This window comes from Bacteroides gallinarum DSM 18171 = JCM 13658 (genome assembly GCF_000374365.1).
Lineage (GTDB): Bacteria > Bacteroidota > Bacteroidia > Bacteroidales > Bacteroidaceae > Bacteroides > Bacteroides gallinarum.
The window spans coordinates 340,426-358,948 of the sequence record NZ_KB894115.1 but is presented as its reverse complement, the minus strand read 5'-3'; the positions used below and the strand labels follow the sequence as shown (position 1 = coordinate 358,948).

Here is an 18,523-nt window from a genome sequence, read left to right as displayed (position 1 = left end):
GGGAAATATAAATTGAAAGACTGTTCTTAGCGGGTATTGATATTATTATCAAATGCCTTTAAAGCGGGGTATAGCAAGAGATATAAGCACAAGATTGTTATAAGATATTTCGGAAGATATAGCCTAAACAGCTGTAAATAAGCAAACTTTTTGTGGCAATATTTGTTTTTATAACAAATTAGAGGTAATTTTGCCACAGAATTAAAGGAGGAACTCATGAGAACGATAAATCAAACTATTGGAGAGAATCTAAGGAAGATTAGAGAGTTGTCCGGTTTCACGCAAGAACAGATAGCCAAATCTATCGGGATTGAGCGTTCTGCATATAGTAATTATGAAGGGGGCACAAGGGAAGTTCCGTATGATATTTTAGAACGAATCTCAAACATGTTCGGTTGTGAACCTTTCATTTTGTTTGAAGATAATATCCAAGCCGATAATGAAATTATGGCTACCGCTTTCAGAATCTCTGATTTGGAGGATAATGATTTAAAAGAAATTGCAAATTTCAAGGATATTGTGAAATCATATCTTAAAATGGAACGAATCGCACAGGATGAAGCCGAATAAGTTTATCATAGAAAAACAAGTATCAGCATTTCGCGCGGACAACGGACTTAGCGCGTCCGAACCGGTCACATTGAAAAGCCTGCTTTTGAAATTAAACATACTTACGGTATTCAGACCTCTGTCTGATAATTTCTCAGGCATGTGTTTGAAGGACAATTCCGGGCATCGTTTTATGCTTATCAATTCCAATCAGCCACGTGGAAGACAGCATTTTACAATTGCCCACGAATTATACCACTTGTTTATAGAGGAAAAACCGACACCACACAAATGCAATCCCGGATATAACAAGAACATTGTAGAACAAAGTGCCGACATGTTTGCTTCTCTATTATTAATGCCTGAATCCGGAATTTGCCAACTGGTACCGGAGAATGAATTAAAGACTAAAAACATTTCTATGGCAACAATTTTGAAACTCGAACATTACTTCTCTGTTTCTCGTTCAGCCTTGTTGTATAGATTGTTGAATATAGGTCTCATGTCAGAAAGCACACGTTCCCGATTTGCTGAAATGGGAGTGAAATACTCTGCAAGGTGTTTCGGATATGATACGGCCTTATACGAAGCCGCAAATGAAGGTTTGGTTATCGGTGATTTTGGAGAAAAGGCACGCAATTTATTCGATAAAGAGAAAATCTCGGAAAGCCATTATATGGAGTTGCTCGGTAAAATAAATATCAATGGGACACAAGAAAACGAAAATAGTACTCGATGCTGATGTGATTATCCATTTTATAGAAGCGGGTAACTTTTCACTATTGCCGGATATATTCCCCGAATATGAATATATAATATTGGATGTGGTTTATAATGAAGTTTCAAAGAACAATAAAACGAAAAGCTTCATAGATAACTATCTTCATCATTTCCCAAAACTGAAACAAGAAACATTTGCTCCAAAAGGAGAATCAATGAAAGAATATTTTTCATTGCAACGAGTATTGGGAAAAGGAGAAAGTGCCTGTATGGTATATTGTAGGGATAATAGAGATGTATTGGGGAGTAGTAATTTAAGAGATATAAAGGAGTATTGTTCAAAGAACGGCATAACTTATTTAACCACTCTTGATTTTCTATATTATGCTTATTGCAGAAAGAAAATGACCCGGCAGGAATGTACGGAATTTATGCAAGCAGTAAATGATGCAGGCAGTAAACTTCCTGTCATCGATATAACCCAATATATATGTACCGTGCAAATCTAATTGCACACAATTTGCACACATCTCAGGAAAGCAGAAGAAATAAAGAGATACCATTTGAAAAAGAAATACTATCTTCGGCATTGGTTGTCAGGCTCTAAGGATAAAGGAAGAAATGCTGTGCAAAGGGTTGAAAATAAAATATTTGCGACTCATAATCTGGAGGTCCCTGGTTCAAGCCCAGGCTGGTCCACAAACTAAATGGCTCATCTCTAACGGGATAGAGCCTTTTTTAGTTCGTAGAACCTCCGGATAGGAGTCTGTTGTTTTGGCATATTTAGTGCAGTCTTAGGTATTTGTTGACTAATTAAAACATTACTAATATACTGACTATCAAAGCAGAGATTAAGAAGAGTGAACTTAAAACTGACGGAACGTACAATATTAAGATTAGATTTACTTTAGACCGTAAAATCAAAAAGCTATCAACTAATCTATTTGTAATATCAAAAGACCTCTCCAAATCCCTAAAAATTAAAGATGATACCCCTATTAAGAGAGAAATAGACAGACTTGCTCTCTATTATATAGAGCTGTGTCTAAGCCTAAAGTTAGACCAAAACATCGAACACTTGGCGACATTTTCGATTATTTGAATGATGAATGAGAGAAAAAACAAGTAATAGACTTCATTAAGTTTAGCAGTGAATGGATAGTCTCAACCACTTATAAAGGTTCAAAATAAAATACAGCCTGACATAAATAAAGGAAGGATTGCACGGAATTACACGTTTTTTTCTTAAATTTATCCGTGATTTCCACCTAACCCATACTTTAAAATAGAAAGGTATATGATACCTTTTATCACAAGAAAGATTTATATTATGAAATACGGAGTAACTCGACATACATTGCTTATCACCGCCGGAATAATATGGTTGCTGGCGGGAGCAAATATTCTGCGTATCGGTTTGACCTGTTGGATAGGCGATGACCACTACTGGCTGTTCAAAGTCTGTGAAACAAGCCTTATTTTCCTTTTATTTTTCGGCATCATCTTTCATAAGTTATATAAAAAACATACTCTCCGCATTTCACAGAAGAAAGGAAAACACTGTCCTTTTTCTTTCTTCGACATTAAAGGTTGGATTGTTATGGTATTCATGATTACCGCCGGAGTAGTCGTACGTACCTGCCACCTGCTTCCGGACTCTTTCATCGCCATTTTTTATACCGGATTATCCCTGGCACTTATCGGAACCGGGGTGCGCTTCATCAGATATTGGTGGAAAAACAGAAACTTGGAGTAGTCCCGCTCTCCCCAATATAAACAAGTACGGCTTATTCTTCCGGATTCACCGGTTCATACCCGGAATTCACCGGTTTTCCAACTGTAGCCACCCGGAAAGTATTGAGCAGGATAAAGATTCGGCCTACTTTTGCATCATCAATCATAAAAAAACAGAAACAATGGAAGACAAACAAAAATTTCCTTTTCGCAAAAGTTACGGCAAGATGCTGACAGCTTCACTCTTCATCCTTGCAGGATTATTACTGTTTGCCCGTAATGCGGGTATATTGGCAGAAGAATGGTTCGACCTTCTAATGGCATGGCATTCACTTCTTATCATAGCAGGGGTATATACAATTACGCGCCGACGCTATCTGCCGGGTACTGCCTTACTATTGGCAGGTATCTATCTCTTAGGCGGTAAACTCATGCTATTCCCCGACAACTCCCAGGCAATGTTCTGGCCTTTGATTCTTATTCTTACCGGTGTATTCGTTATCAGCCCACACCGGAAGCACCGGGAAAGACATGGAATGCGATATGCCAAAGCAATGTCGAATACGGCAAATGCAAGAATGAGAGCTCAAGAGGGACGGAAATGCCGGTCGGAAGACGGTTTTCTATATTCGGACAGTTCATTTAGCGCCGTACGCCACGTTGTGTTGGACGAATTGTTTAAGGGGGGCGACATACATGCTTATTTCGGCGGTGTCGTTATCGACCTGCGCCACACGCATATAGCCCCCGGCGAGACTTACATAGACCTGGACTGCAACTGGGGAGGAATAGAGTTATTCGTTCCTTCCGAATGGGAAGTACAGACAGCATGCAACTGTTTCTGCGGCGGTTGCGAGGACAAACGTTGGAAAGGGACAGGGACAGAGCCGGAACAAGGAGAACGGGTGCTTGTTATTCGCGGAAACGTATCGTTCGGAGGTATAGAAATTAAAGACTGACGTATGGAAACACATCCAATAACAGCTTATTCTTATCGCCGGATTCCGATACTCGCCCTTGCGCTCCTTCTGGTAATCGTTCATACCGCACTGTTGCGGTACTATGTCGGAGCAGATTGGATACCAGCCTTGATAGACGGGATTACGACAATCGGGTGGTTTACGGCATTATCTTATCTGGCATGGTTTATAGTAGGTACGGTTTCCATATACAAGACAAATCTCATTACATCCGTAACCGTCCTCTTATTGTGGCTGGCAGGTAGTTTCATGGTTTGCGATGTCATGGCGAGGATAGCAGGCATGCCATACATTCCGTTTGCCTATACCGTACCTTTCCGTCTTTTATTCGGCATACCTGCCTGGACAGCCATACTTTTGTGGTATCACCTGCAACCGGCGGCCTATGCATCTCCGGAAGATACGGACTTTCCGGCTCCCGGACAGAAAGAAAGCCCTGCGGAGGCGTTGCCACAAGAAGAGCTTATCGACCGCATCACCGTAAAAGACGGTTCACGCATACATATTATCAAAATAGAAGAACTGCTCTACGTGCAAGCTTGTGGAGATTATACCACTCTGGTAACCTCTCACGGAGAATACATCAAAGAGCAAACAATGAAATACCTCGAAACGCATCTGCCTGCAGACAGGTTTGTCCGTGTCCACCGTTCGAGTATCGTAAATATAACACAAATTTCCCGCCTCGAACTTTTCGGGAAAGAAACATACCAACTGATATTGAAGAATGGAACAAAACTACGGGTAAGCCTCACAGGATACCGATTGCTGAAAGAACGGTTAGGAATATAAACCGGAAGTATACGTCTTTTTCAAAGCCACTACAAACGGGTGTATCCTTCCGACCGGACAAGACAGCTGTAACCCGATTCTGGCATTACAACAGCCGGCCGTATCATTTTCCCCATCTGCAATGAAGCGGGCTTTGCCATATTTCGATTATCTTTGTACGCACAAGGATAACCAGAATATGATAAAGTTTATAAAATATCTGTTTTTTGTTTGTATGCCAGCTATCGTCCTAAGCGGATGCCGCCGGCAGCCTTCCACACAAACCACCGCCACAAGATACGGACAAGTGGAACAGCAAAGCACCTCTACGCAACAGCGGAGAACGGACAGTATAGCAAGCGTCGTATCCTCCATACTCCCCGCCAAGAGTGAAATGGCCTGTTACCTGGACTCACTCGGTTTCGTCAATATTGCCGAAGCAGACAGCAGCATCGCGATAGACCTGATGTACACCCGTGCAGACAATTTCACAGGGCAGGTACTTTATGAGGACTTTCACGAAGCCTACCTTCACCCCGAAGCAATGGCAAGCCTGTTGAAAGCTCAAAAACTACTGAAAGAATCGCATCCCGGTTACAGCCTCATCGTTTACGATGCGGCACGCCCCATGTCCGTCCAGCAAAAGATGTGGGATGCAGTAAAAGGAACATCCCGATATATATACGTATCCAATCCTGCTCGGGGCGGTGGCCTGCATAACTACGGAATGGCCGTAGATATCAGTATCCTCGACGCACAGGGACGGCCGTTGCCAATGGGCACTCCCGTGGATTATCTCGGCAAAGAAGCCCACATCACCGGAGAGGAACGGTTAGTACAAACCGGCAGGATAACCGCGCAGCAATTGGAAAACCGCCGGCTCCTGCGTAAAGTAATGAAAGAAGCCGGTTTCCGCCCGCTTCCCAGCGAATGGTGGCATTTCAACCGTGTCAGCCGGCAGACTGCCAAAGAGAAATACCGGCTTATTCCATAGATTATTTCTATCTTTGTACCCACCACATTCGACCGACACCTATGACACTGACTGAAGAAACACTCCGCTTTATCCGCGAGCACCGCAAAGACGATGTACGTAACCTTGCCCTGCAGGCACGTAAATATCCGACAGTAGACATGCCTGCCGCTATCACCCAAATTGCAGGACGCCAGGCAGCTGAGAAAAAAGTGCCTACTTGGGCAGGGAGGGAAGACATCCTTTACCCAGCACACCTTTCCATGGAACAATGTTCCTCGGAGGCCACGGCGCGCTACAAGGCAGAAGTGGTCTTAAAATCAACAGATAGCGATTACGAAACGTTTACCGACCTCACAGGCGGATTCGGCATCGACTGCGCTTTCTTATCGGCCTGTTTCAAACGGACTACCTATGTGGAATGCCAGGAGATATTATGTGAAATCGCCGCCCACAACTTCCCCCTTTTAGGCCTGGAACACATCACCGTTTGCCATGAGGACAGTATCCGGTATCTACAAACAATGCCACCTGTCGACTGGATATTCATAGACCCTGCCCGCCGCGACGGACATGGCGGCAAGACAGTAGCAGTCAACGATTGCGAGCCCAACGTATCCTCTCTGGAAGAAACGCTACTGGGAAAAGCGCGACATGTCTTAGTCAAATTATCTCCCATGCTGGACCTGACCCTTGCCTTGCACGATTTAAAACATGTACAAGCCGCCCACATCGTTTCCGTCAACAACGAATGTAAAGAACTGCTCCTTGTACTGGAACGTACGGCAGATTTATCTGCGGATGAAATCCCTATCCATTGCGTCAACCTCACAGCATCGCAAACCTCCTCAATCATCCGGTTCACCCGGCAGCAAGAGAAAGAATATCCATGCCCATACACTTCCACACTGAAAACATATCTGTACGAGCCTAACGCCTCTATTCTGAAAGCCGGAGCATTCCATAACATTTCCCATATCTATAAGGTGGAAAAGCTACATCCCAACAGTCATCTTTACACTTCCAACGAATATATACCGGATTTCCCCGGGCGTAAGTTCCGCATTACCGGTAGTGGCGGCCTTAATAAGAAAGAACTCCAAGCATTGGCAGGCACCGAAAAAAAAGCCAATCTCACCATACGCAATTTTCCCGCCAGCGTAGCGGAGCTGCGTAAACGGCTGAAATTAGCGGAAGGCGGAGACACCTACCTGTTCGCCACTACTCTTGCCGACAAAAGAAAGTTGCTGATTGCCTGCAAACCACCAACTGCCGACGGACTTTGACCCCATTGCCCCGGCGCGCAGCCAAGACAGTCCTGACATATGACGAGGATATATCCGGTATACGGTAAAAGTACATCCCGTACACGATAAAAGTGTATCCGACGCACAGTAATACTTCCCTCTCCCGTAACAGGATTGTAACTACATTGTTACCCGTTCTTCAATTCTCCGTAAAATCGACGTAACCGCATACCTGTACTTTTGCGGCAAATCATTAACAGATAAACGACAGGTATGAAACAGATTGTAAGGACATTCTTAATTTTGTTCTTATTCGCCACAGCCGGCAACACGGCTATGGCGGATGAAAAGGAGAATATCGTCAAGCAAGGTGCGATACGCGGCCGTATCATCGATGTTGCCAAACAGACCCTTCCGGGCGCCTCAATCTATATTGAGAAATTACATACGGGTGTAACGAGCGATGTCAACGGTTTCTATACATTTCCCAACCTCGCACCGGGAACCTATACGATAAAAGTAAGCTATGTGGGATACGCACCCGCCGAACTCAAAATCACAGTTCCCGCCGGACGCACATTGGAGAAAGACGTAGTGCTGAACGAAGGAATCGAACTTCGGGAAGTAGTTGTAGGCGGTGCTTTTCAGGGGCAGCGCCGCGCCATTAACGCGCAGAAAAGTAATCTGGGGATTACCAATGTGGTATCTGCCGACCAGGTAGGCAAGTTCCCCGACTCCAACATCGGCGATGCCCTGAAACGCATCTCCGGAATCAATGTACAATACGACCAAGGCGAAGCCCGCTTCGGACAAGTACGCGGCACAAGCGCCGACCTCAGCTCAGTAACAATCAACGGCAACCGTATCCCCTCTGCCGAAGGAGACACACGTAACGTGCAGCTCGACCTGATTCCGGCGGACATGATTCAAACTATTGAAGTGAATAAAGTGGTAACCCCAGACATGGATGCCGATGCTATCGGCGGTTCTATCAATTTGGTAACGAAGAATTCGCCCTACAAACGTACCATTGCAGCAACCGCAGGAAGCGGCTACAATTGGGTCAGCCAAAAAGCACAGCTTAATCTGGGATTCACCTACGGCGACCGTTTCTTCGATGACAAATTAGGATTAATGGTGTCCGCTTCCTATCAGAACTCACCTTCCGGTTCCTACGACACCGAATTTATGTGGGAACAAGACGAAAACGGCAAAGTGTACGTCAACGACTACCAGATTCGCCAATACTATGTTACCCGCGAACGGCAAAGTTATTCCGCCGCTTTGGACTGGGACATCAATGCCGACCACAAACTTACCTTCAAAGGTATCTTCAACAACCGCAATGACTGGGAAAACCGTTACCGCACCACGCTGAAAGACCTCGAACCGGACGGCAGCGCCACCGTACGCGTGCAAACCAAAGCCGGTACACCGGACAACCGGAATGCCCGCCTGGAACGTCAGCGCACTATGGATTTCGCTTTCGGTGGCGAACACCTGTTCGGTGCACTATCCATGGACTGGCATGCAAGTTATGCCAAAGCCAGCGAAGAGCGTCCCAACGAACGCTATATCGACTTCCAACTCAAAAAGCAGAAGTTCAACATGGATTTGAGTAATGAACGCCAACCGTTCGCCTCTCCCGAATCCGGCTATACGATGACCCTGAACGACGAATTCAGCCTAAAAGAACTGACCGAACAACAGGAGGACATCAACGAGCAAGACCTGAAATTCTCCGCCAACTTCAAACTCCCGCTCAAGAACGGAAACAAACTGAAATTCGGTGCAAAGGTGGTACGCAAAACAAAAGACAAAGAAGTGGACTTCTACGAATACACCCCGTTGGACGAAGATGCCTTCATGGAAAACAGCCTCAAAAATAGCGTAGACCAGTCCAGCAGACATTTTATACCCAACAACAAATACCAGGCAGGGAGCTATGCCAGCAAAGAATATACCGGTTCGTTAGACCTCGACAATACCTCGCTGTTTGAAAAAGAACAGGTACAAGAGGAACTGGCAGGTAATTTCGAAGCCCGCGAAACAGTTAGCTCCGGATACATCCGTTTCGACCAGAAAATAACAGACCGTGTGGAACTGATGTCCGGCCTGCGTATCGAAAACACCGATTTGGCCTACACAGGACGTACTTATGATGCCGATGAAGATATGACCGGCAAAACCGAACGTCAGTACAACAGCTACATCAACTTCCTGCCGTCCCTACTCGTAAAATGGAATGTGAACGATGATTTCAAAGTGCGCGGTTCCTTTACCCAGACCTTGTCGCGCCCCAAATACTCGGCTCTTGTGCCGAGCGTAAACATCAAACGTTCCGACAACGAAATCTCTATCGGCAATCCCGAACTGAAACCGACCCTATCCTATAATTTCGACCTGAGCGCCGACTATTATTTCCGCAGTATCGGCTTGGTGAGCGCCGGCATCTTCTACAAGAAAATCGATGACTTCATCGTAGACCAGGTCAGCACCAACTACGAGTACCAGGGTAATGTATATACCAGCTTCACGCAGCCCAAGAATGCGGGCAATGCCAACCTGCTCGGTGTAGAACTCTCTTATCAGCGCGATTTCGGTTTCATCGCCCCTGCTTTGAAGTGTATCGGTTTCTACGGTACTTACACCTATACATACTCCCGTGTGGAAGACTTCAACTTTGAAGGACGTGAGAACGAAAAAGGTCTTAGCATGCCGGGGTCACCGGCGCATACCGCCAATGCCTCGCTCTATTTCGAAAAAGCCGGATTGAACATCCGCTTAAGTTATAACTTTGCCTCCGCCTTCATCGATGAAATGGGCGAAAGTACTTTCTACGACCGTTATTACGATAAAGTGAACTACATGGACGCCAACGCAAGCTATACCTTCGGTAAAAAAATCAAGACCACCTTTTATGCCGAGGCCAACAACCTGCTGAACCAACCGCTCCGCTATTATCAAGGTACTAAAGACCGCACTATGCAAGCCGAATACTATGGTGTAAAGGTAAACGCCGGCGTGAAAATCAATTTCTAACCCCATGATATTATTTGATAATCCTTAATATAAAAAATGACAATGAAGAAAATATTCCTTTTATTATTCGCCACCCTGTTGGGTATTCCGTCAATTGCCCAAATCAGCGATTATTCCGTATTCGACGAAAAATTCAATTTCTACGTAGCCAATGACCTGGGACGCAACGGCTACTACGACCAAAAACCTATTGCCGAACTAATGGGGACTATGGCGGAGAATGGTACAGACCCGGAATTTGTGCTCGCCGCCGGTGACATCCACCACTTCGAAGGCGTACGTTCCGTCAATGACCCGTTGTGGATGACCAATTACGAACTGATTTACAGCCACCCCGAACTGATGATAGACTGGTTTCCCCTGCTGGGTAACCACGAATACCGCGGCAACACACAAGCGGTGCTGGACTACTCGGACATCAGCCGTCGCTGGACGATGCCTGCCCGCTACTACACCAAAGTATTCGAGGATAAAGGAATGACTATCCGCGTAGTCTGGGTAGACACCGCCCCGATAATAGACAAATACCGCAATGAAAAGGAGACTTATCCCGACGCCTGCAAACAGGACTACCGGCAACAGCTCGCATGGGTTGACTCCGTGCTGACTGCAGCCCGGGAAGATTGGGTAATCGTTGCCGGCCACCACCCTATATATGCCGAAACGCCGAAAGACGAAAGCGAGCGCCAAGACATGCAGGCACGCCTCGACCCGATACTCCGCAAGCATAAAGTAGATATGTACATCTGCGGACACATCCATAACTTCCAGCACATCCGCATACCGGGCAGCGATATAGACTATATCACCAACTCATCCGGTTCGCTCAGTCGCAAGGTAAATCCCATTGAAGGTACTGTATTCTGTAGTCCCGAACCTGGATTTTCCATTGTATCCGCCGACAAAAAGACACTGGTATTGCGCATGATTGACAAGAAAGGCAATGTACTGCACACGGTGACACGCAACAAATAACCGCCGGCTGTTTCAAGACACCGGAATCCCCACCCCTGCCCTTTGCCCTCTCCGGTAAAGGGCAATTCCGTTTATTGCTTACTGTCCCCTTACCAGCAGAGAAACTGCAAAACCGGAACCTGCCTCCACTACCGAATCCGGACATACGAAACATTTAGCACCTCCTCACCCGACACTCCTCATTTATAACCGTCAGAACACTGTATTTTAAAGATTTTCATGTATCTTTGCTCCCTCAATACAGAACAACTATGGCAATTACAATTAAAAAAGTCTCCACGAAAAAAGAGTTGAAACAGTTTATCCGCTTCAACTACAAATTATACAAAAATAATCCGTATTCGGTTCCCGACCTATACGACGACATGCTCAATACCTTCAACAAGAAGAAAAATGCCGCTTTCGAGTTCTGCGAAGCCGATTATTTCCTCGCATATAAAGACGATAAAATCGTAGGACGCGTAGCCGCCATTATCAACCGGAAAGCCAACGAAACATGGAACAAGAAGGAAGTACGCTTCGGTTGGATTGACTTCATCGACGACCCCGAGGTATCGGAAGCCCTCATAAACACTGTCGAGGAATGGGGCAGGGAACGGGGCATGACTCACATACAAGGGCCGTTGGGTTTTACCGACTTCGATGCGGAAGGCATGCTTATCGAAGGATACGACCAGCTCAGCACAATGGCAACCACCTACAACTATCCATACTACCCGCAACACATGGAACGTATGGGATTCGAGAAAGATGCCGACTGGGTGGAATACAAAATTTACATCCCGGATGCCATACCCGACAAGCATAAGCGTATTTCAGACCTTATCCAACGTAAATATAATCTCAAAATCAAGAAATATTCTTCTTCCAAGAAGATTGCCCGCGATTACGGACAGGCTATTTTCGAACTGATGAACGAGGCATATAGCCCGTTATACGGTTACTCCGCCCTGTCGCAACGCCAAATCAACCAATACATAAAAATGTACTTGCCTATCCTCGACCTGCGTATGGTGACATTGGTTACAGACTCCGAGGATAAACTGATAGCCGTAGGTATTTCCATGCCCTCCCTTTCGGAAGCTCTGCAAAAATCCCACGGACGCCTGTTGCCTTTCGGTTGGTATCATCTGCTGAAAGCCCTGTTTATGAAACGCCGTGCCAAGATACTGGACTTATTGTTAGTAGCCGTGAAGCCCGAGTATCAGAACAAGGGTGTGAATGCCCTGCTGTTCTCCGACTTAATCCCGGTCTATCAGAAATTGGGCTTTGTATTCGCGGAAAGCAATCCGGAACTGGAGCTGAACGGAAAAGTACAGGCACAATGGGAATATTTCAAAACCGAACAGCATAAACGTAGAAGGGCGTTTATCAAGGCAATCTAAAAAACAACCCGTAACTACCGTACCGGCAAGTCGTTTGCCGGTACGGTAATTTTCAGTATAACATCCCGTTTTCAGAAACCCGTTTTACTTCTCAAACTATCTCCCCTCCGCTTTCCAACCGGGGTATAACGGCATTTCCAACCTTGCTTCTCACCGTTAGACAACCGGTAAACCCAAAAAAGTTTCAAGGCATATATTTGTTTACACAGGCATTTTATATTGATTTTCTTATTAACTTTGCGAAATATCAATGCTTACATTACAAAACAAGAGGTTTTCTATGGAAGATAATAATATGACCTTGCCATTGGATAACTCCGCCGATTACGATGTAAAAAAGACCGGTACGGACACCGGCAACAGCGGTGGAGTGGAATATAACGAAGACAATATCCGCCATTTGGACGACATGGAACATATCCGTGTCCGTTCGGGTATGTACATCGGCCGTCTCGGCGACGGTTCGCAAAACGACGACGGCATTTACGTATTGCTGAAAGAGGTAATGGACAACAGCATCGATGAATTTAAAATGGGAGCCGGTAAACGCATCGAGGTCAACATCGAAGATAACCTGCGTGTAAGTGTGCGCGACTACGGACGGGGCATTCCTCAGGGAAAACTGGTCGAAGCAGTCAGCAAGCTCAATACCGGCGGCAAGTACGACAGCAAGGCGTTCAAAAAGAGCGTCGGCCTGAACGGTGTCGGTATCAAAGCGGTCAACGCACTCAGCAGCCGTTTCGAGGTGCGCAGTTACCGCGACGGTAAAGTACGTGCCGTGATTTTTGAAAAAGGCGTACTGCAAAGCGACATTACACAAGACAGTACGGAAGAAAACGGAACTTATATCTTCTTCGAACCGGACAATACCCTTTTCCTCAACTACTCCTTTCAGAACCAGTTCGTAGAAACACTGCTACGCAACTACACCTACCTGAATACGGGATTGACCTTCATCTACAACGGACAGCGGATTATCTCTCGCCACGGACTGGAAGACCTCCTGAAAGACAATATGACCAGCGAGGGACTATACGACATCGTCCACCTGAAAGGAGAAGACATCGAGATAGCTTTTACGCACACCAACCAGTACGGAGAGGAATACTACTCTTTTGTAAACGGACAGCATACCACACAAGGCGGTACGCACCAAACAGCTTTGAAGGAGCACATTGCACGGACTATCAAGGAGTTCTATAACAAGAACCAGGAGTATGCCGACATCCGTAACGGGCTGGTAGCCGCTATCGCTATCGATGTGGAAGAACCGATGTTCGAGAGCCAGACCAAAACCAAGCTGGGCTCCAACAACATGTGGCCCGACGGTCCGACCGTGAACAAATACGTAGGCGACTTCATCAAGACGGAAGTGGATAATTATCTTCACAAAAACCCGTTGGTGGCAGAAGTCATGCTGCAAAAAATACAGGACTCCGAAAAAGAGCGCAAAGCCATTGCCGGCGTCACCAAATTAGCCCGCGAACGGGCCAAGAAAGCCAACCTGCACAACCGTAAACTGCGTGATTGCCGCTTCCACCTTAACGACGGAAAGGGCAAAGACCAGGAGACGGAATCGTGTATCTTCATCACTGAGGGTGACTCTGCCAGCGGTTCTATCACCAAAAGCCGCGATGTAAACACCCAGGCAGTATTCAGCTTGCGCGGCAAGCCGCTCAACTCCTACGGGCTGACTAAAAAAGTAGTTTACGAGAACGAGGAGTTCAACCTGTTGCAGGCGGCACTGAACATAGAAGACGGTATCGAAGGGCTGCGCTACAATAAAGTGATTGTCGCTACCGATGCCGATGTAGACGGTATGCATATCCGTTTGCTGATTATCACCTTCTTCCTGCAGTTCTTCCCCGACCTGATAAAGAAAGGACACGTATATATCTTGCAGACCCCGTTGTTTCGCGTACGCAACAAGAAGAAAACAAACTATTGCTATACGGAGGACGAACGGGTCAAGGCTATCGAAGAATTAGGTCCCAATCCGGAAATAACCCGCTTCAAAGGTTTGGGAGAAATCTCACCGGATGAGTTCAAGTACTTTATAGGCAAGGACATGCGCCTGGAACAAGTGTCACTGCGCAAAACCGACTTAGTAAAGGAACTGCTGGAATTCTACATGGGCAAGAACACTATGGAACGACAAAACTTTATCATCGACAACTTGGTTATAGAAGAGGATTTAGCATCATGAGAAGAGCAATCTTTCCGGGCACATTCGACCCGTTCACTATCGGTCACTCCTCGGTAGTGCGCCGCGCGCTGACTTTCATAGACGAAATCGTCATAGGAATAGGTATCAACGAGAACAAGAATACGCATTTCCCCATTGAAAAGCGCGAGAAAATGATACGGGACTATTACCGGAACGAGCCGCGTGTCAAAGTACAGTCGTACGACTGCCTGACTATCGACTTCGCCAAAGAGGTAAATGCCAATCTTATCATACGCGGCATACGCACGGTGAAAGATTTCGAATACGAGGAAACGATTGCGGATATCAACCGCAAGCTGACCGGAATCGAAACCATTTTGCTCTTCACAGAACCGGAACTGACTTGCGTAAGTTCGACTATCGTACGCGAACTATTGCAATTCGGGAAAGACATAAGCATGTTTCTTCCGGAGGGAATGGAAATTTAAAATCGCTACGGATTATACGGAGCAACACGGACTATCTCTTACATTCCGGCTTGTCCGTGTCCGCCTGTACAATCCGCAGTAAATAAAATCAATATCAACAATGAAGAAGATTTTCGCTATCATACTATGTATGTATGCCATAACGGTGCAAGCGCAAAAAATAGGTAACCAAGCCATTCGCAAGTTGCAAATGGCAGAATATGCAATAGCCAACCTCTATGTGGATTCCGTCGATGAAAACAAACTGGTAGAAGAGGCTATCATCAAGATGTTGGCACAGCTTGACCCGCACTCCACATACAACGATGCCGAAGAAGTAAAGAAAATGAACGAACCCCTGCAAGGCAACTTCGAAGGCATCGGTGTACAGTTCCAAATGATAGAAGATACGTTGTTCGTGGTGCAACCCGTCAGCAACGGGCCGTCGGAAAAAGCAGGTATCCTTGCCGGCGACCGTATCGTGGCCGTCAACGATTCTGCCATTGCCGGAGTTAAAATGAGTACGGAAGACATCATGCGCCGGCTGCGTGGTACAAAAGGTTCCGAGGTTCAATTGACAGTCATACGCCGTGGAGTGAACGAGCCCCTGTCCTTCACCGTAAAGCGCGATAAAATACCCATTCTCAGCCTGGACGCCGCGTATATGATACAACCCCGTACCGGCTACATCCGTATCAACCGCTTCGGAGCGACTACTTCCGACGAGTTTCTCAAAGCCTTGAAAGACTTGAAGAAAAAAGGAATGAAAGACTTGATACTCGACCTTCAGGGTAATGGCGGAGGCTATTTAAATGCCGCTATCGACTTGGCCAACGAGTTCCTGCAACAGAAAGACCTTATCGTCTATACCGAAGGCAGGGCAGCCCGCCGCAGTAACTTCTATGCAAAAGGAAACGGGAATTTCAAAGATGGCCGCCTTATCGTCTTAGTCGATGAATATTCCGCATCTGCCAGTGAAATCGTAACCGGAGCCATTCAAGACTGGGACAGAGGGGTAGTCGTAGGCCGCCGTACTTTCGGCAAAGGGCTGGTACAACGTCCTCTCGACCTGCCGGACGGTTCCATGATACGCCTGACCATAGCCCGTTACTACACCCCCTCCGGCCGTTGCATCCAGAAGCCTTACAACAGTACCGCTACCCCGGACGGTAACCTCACCGGAGAGGACAGCCAGCAGAAATACAACCGGGAACTGATAGACCGCTTCAATCACGGCGAGTTAATGCATGCCGACAGCATACACTTCCCGGATTCCCTAAAATATCAGACCAAGAGATTAGCGCGTACGGTCTATGGCGGCGGTGGTATCATGCCCGACTTTTTCGTCCCGATAGATACTGCTCAATACACTGATTATCATCGGAATCTTGTAGCAAAAGGGGTAGTTATCAAGACTACGACGAAGTTTATAGAAAATCACCGGAAAGAGCTGCAAAGCAAATACAAAAAGTTCGATACATTCAATGACAAATTCGAAATCAGCGATGAAATGTTAGCAAACATGCGTACCCTTGCGGCTCAGGAGAAGATTAAGTTCGATGAAAAGCAGTACCAGAAGTCTCTGCCCCTCATCAAGACCCAACTAAAGGCACTAATCGCCCGTGACCTATGGGATATGAATGAATACTTCCAAATAATGAATACCACGAATAACAGTGTAATACAAGCCTTGAAAGTACTGAATGAAGGAGCATATGAAAAAGTGGTAAGGTAATAAAGCGACAAGGTGGCAATGATAGAAAAAATTCTTATAGCCTATCATTTTTTTACTTGCTCCCGAACAACCATTGATTCAACCAACGGTTGATATAAATGTTTACTACTGCACAACCGGCTCCTATGACTGCACCGGCCAGTACATCCGAAGGATAATGCACGCCCTCGTTCATACGCGATACTCCGACGGAACACGCCCACAAAGCAGAAGGCGCTATTACATACCACCGCGGATATTTTATACACAAAGAAGTGGCAAGTGCAAAAGCCGATGCCGTATGCCCCGACGGAAACGAGGGGCTGCTCTCATAACTGTGCGGATGTACTCTGTCCGGATAGCGTTCGTACGGACGCTCGCGGTCCACGAGATACTTCATGCCGTAAGTCACGGCAAATGCACCCGCCACACTCGTCCCTACATATATGGCATCTTTCAATAAATCCTTATCCTTCTTAGCCCATGCGGTCAGAGCCATAGCTACCGGAACCCCAATCGCCACATAAGGTTCCGAACGCGAAATAAACCTATTATAATTACGGACAAACGTATTGTCCCAACTATTGACCCAATGCAATGTATTAATATCCCAATTCTGTGCAGAAAGATTTGATACAACTAAGGAAACAAAAAATACAAAAAAAACGACTCTCTTCATACAACCTGTCTATTAGTTCGGCGCAAAGATAGGCGAAATCATTAGAGTATTCGCAAAATTATCTTATCTTTGTTGCCATAAATGGCATATTAATACAATTCACATATCTATTCATGACATCGAACGGTTGTTGCTCTCGGCAAATTGATTGCGCATTATGTTCTAAAACGTCCCAAGGAGCATTGATATATAACCAATACCCTAAAGGACAACATCTTCCTGCCGAAAAGTGTACGCAAAACTGCATAATATTTATGTTGAAAGGCGAATTGCTCGTTAACAGCGAGGAATATCCCGGTACTGTCCTGTGCGGCCGCCGATGTATCCTGCAAGCTATCGGCTCCAAAGTAGAACTGCTGGCGCTGACCGATGTCGAATACATCACCTACTGGTTCACAGAACTCCCGCTACTCTGCGAGGAACGCTATAAAGAGATACTCGAAGCAGCATGCGCCCCGTTGACATACACCCCTTTGAACATCATTCCCAAACTGGAAAGGCTGCTCGAAGACCTGGCAGGATATTTCAAAGAACAGCCGGATACGTGCGATAAATACCTCGATATCAAATGCCAGGAAATAATTTATATCCTTACCTGCTACTATCCGATTCAGCCAATCGGTATCTTCTTCTATCCAATCAGCACATACACGGAAAGCTTCCACTACTTCGTCATGCAGAATTACGACAAGGTAAAAAACGTGGAAGAGTTCGCCCACCTCGGAGGATACACCACTACCACTTTCCGCCGGTTATTCAAGAACATGTACGGTGTACCTGTGTACGAATGGATTCTGGACAAAAAACGCGAAGGTATTTTAAACGACCTGCAATATACCAAACAACGTATCTCCGTAATCAGTACGCGCTACGGATTCGACTCATTATCGCATTTCGCCCACTTCTGCAAAGACTCTTTCGGCGACACGCCCCGTGCCTTGCGAAAGCGCGCCGCCAATGGTGAAAATATCGTTGTCACCTGCAAAGAACACAACAAAGAACAAGAGTGCGAATAACGCCGGTCTGCATACTCACGGGTTCCATTGCCCCTAATTACGGAATTATTTCTTTAATTCCTTGTTTAATCAAGGTATTTCCTCTATTTTTGCGGGAAAATAGT

16 protein-coding genes are annotated in these 18,523 nt (G+C 46.0%); 15 read left to right on the top strand and 1 reads right to left on the bottom strand.

The genetic code is table 11. The annotated features are described in order from the left end of the window. Window positions 1-216: 216 nt before the first annotated feature. From C233_RS0101770 to C233_RS0101705, 14 genes are all read left to right on the top strand, one after another. Window positions 217-570 (top strand): helix-turn-helix domain-containing protein, encoded by a 354-nt coding sequence (locus C233_RS0101770; RefSeq protein WP_018665764.1) that lies wholly within the window; start codon window positions 217-219, stop codon window positions 568-570. Continuing rightward, entirely contained in the window at window positions 557-1,291 is a 735-nt protein-coding gene (locus C233_RS0101765; protein ID WP_018665763.1) for an ImmA/IrrE family metallo-endopeptidase, read from the top strand. The genes C233_RS0101770 and C233_RS0101765 overlap by 14 nt, the downstream gene beginning before the upstream one ends. Continuing rightward, on the top strand, window positions 1,254-1,778 hold the full coding sequence (locus C233_RS0101760; protein ID WP_018665762.1) for a hypothetical protein: 525 nt from the start codon (window positions 1,254-1,256) through the stop codon (window positions 1,776-1,778). The genes C233_RS0101765 and C233_RS0101760 overlap by 38 nt, the downstream gene beginning before the upstream one ends. 821 nt (window positions 1,779-2,599) lie before the next feature. Further along, on the top strand, window positions 2,600-3,025 hold the full coding sequence (locus tag C233_RS0101755) for a hypothetical protein (RefSeq protein ID WP_018665761.1): 426 nt from the start codon (window positions 2,600-2,602) through the stop codon (window positions 3,023-3,025). Between the two features lie 160 nt (window positions 3,026-3,185). Continuing rightward, window positions 3,186-3,962 carry a LiaF transmembrane domain-containing protein gene (locus C233_RS0101750; protein WP_018665759.1) on the top strand — a complete coding sequence of 259 codons (777 nt, stop codon included), beginning with the start codon at window positions 3,186-3,188 and terminating at the stop codon, window positions 3,960-3,962. A gap of 3 nt (window positions 3,963-3,965) precedes the next feature. Beyond that, window positions 3,966-4,775 (top strand): LytTR family DNA-binding domain-containing protein, encoded by an 810-nt coding sequence (locus tag C233_RS0101745; protein WP_026314692.1) that lies wholly within the window; start codon window positions 3,966-3,968, stop codon window positions 4,773-4,775. 178 nt (window positions 4,776-4,953) lie between these two features. Further along, entirely contained in the window at window positions 4,954-5,748 is a 795-nt protein-coding gene (locus C233_RS0101740) for a M15 family metallopeptidase (RefSeq protein WP_026314691.1), read from the top strand. A gap of 41 nt (window positions 5,749-5,789) precedes the next feature. Beyond that, window positions 5,790-7,013, top strand: a complete 1,224-nt coding sequence (locus C233_RS0101735) for a THUMP-like domain-containing protein (protein WP_018665756.1) — start codon at window positions 5,790-5,792, stop codon at window positions 7,011-7,013. A 234-nt stretch (window positions 7,014-7,247) separates the two neighbouring features. Then, a complete protein-coding gene (locus C233_RS0101730; protein WP_018665755.1) occupies window positions 7,248-10,016 on the top strand; it encodes a TonB-dependent receptor in 2,769 nt (922 codons plus the stop codon). Between the two features lie 42 nt (window positions 10,017-10,058). Then, window positions 10,059-10,991, top strand: coding sequence for a metallophosphoesterase (locus tag C233_RS0101725; RefSeq protein WP_018665754.1), 933 nt, complete (start codon window positions 10,059-10,061; stop codon window positions 10,989-10,991). Window positions 10,992-11,242: 251 nt separating this feature from the next. Beyond that, a complete protein-coding gene (locus C233_RS0101720; RefSeq protein WP_018665753.1) occupies window positions 11,243-12,376 on the top strand; it encodes a hypothetical protein in 1,134 nt (377 codons plus the stop codon). Between the two features lie 280 nt (window positions 12,377-12,656). After that, window positions 12,657-14,582, top strand: a complete 1,926-nt coding sequence (locus C233_RS0101715; protein WP_018665752.1) for a DNA topoisomerase IV subunit B — start codon at window positions 12,657-12,659, stop codon at window positions 14,580-14,582. Further along, the gene (gene coaD, locus C233_RS0101710; RefSeq protein WP_018665751.1) at window positions 14,579-15,031 is read left to right on the top strand and encodes a pantetheine-phosphate adenylyltransferase; all 453 of its coding nucleotides are present in this window, start codon (window positions 14,579-14,581) and stop codon (window positions 15,029-15,031) included. The genes C233_RS0101715 and coaD overlap by 4 nt, the downstream gene beginning before the upstream one ends. A 100-nt stretch (window positions 15,032-15,131) precedes the next feature. Next, window positions 15,132-16,745, top strand: a complete 1,614-nt coding sequence (locus tag C233_RS0101705) for a S41 family peptidase (protein WP_018665750.1) — start codon at window positions 15,132-15,134, stop codon at window positions 16,743-16,745. Between the two features lie 52 nt (window positions 16,746-16,797). Here the strand turns inward: C233_RS0101705 and C233_RS0101700 are convergent, their stop codons facing one another. Beyond that, a complete protein-coding gene (locus C233_RS0101700) occupies window positions 16,798-17,403 on the bottom strand; it encodes a phosphatase PAP2 family protein (protein WP_025068545.1) in 606 nt (201 codons plus the stop codon). Window positions 17,404-17,516: 113 nt separating this feature from the next. On the opposite strand from C233_RS0101700, the gene C233_RS0101695 reads away from it, so the two are divergent. Then, entirely contained in the window at window positions 17,517-18,419 is a 903-nt protein-coding gene (locus C233_RS0101695; RefSeq protein WP_026314690.1) for a helix-turn-helix domain-containing protein, read from the top strand. The last annotated feature ends 104 nt before the right edge of the window (window positions 18,420-18,523 follow it).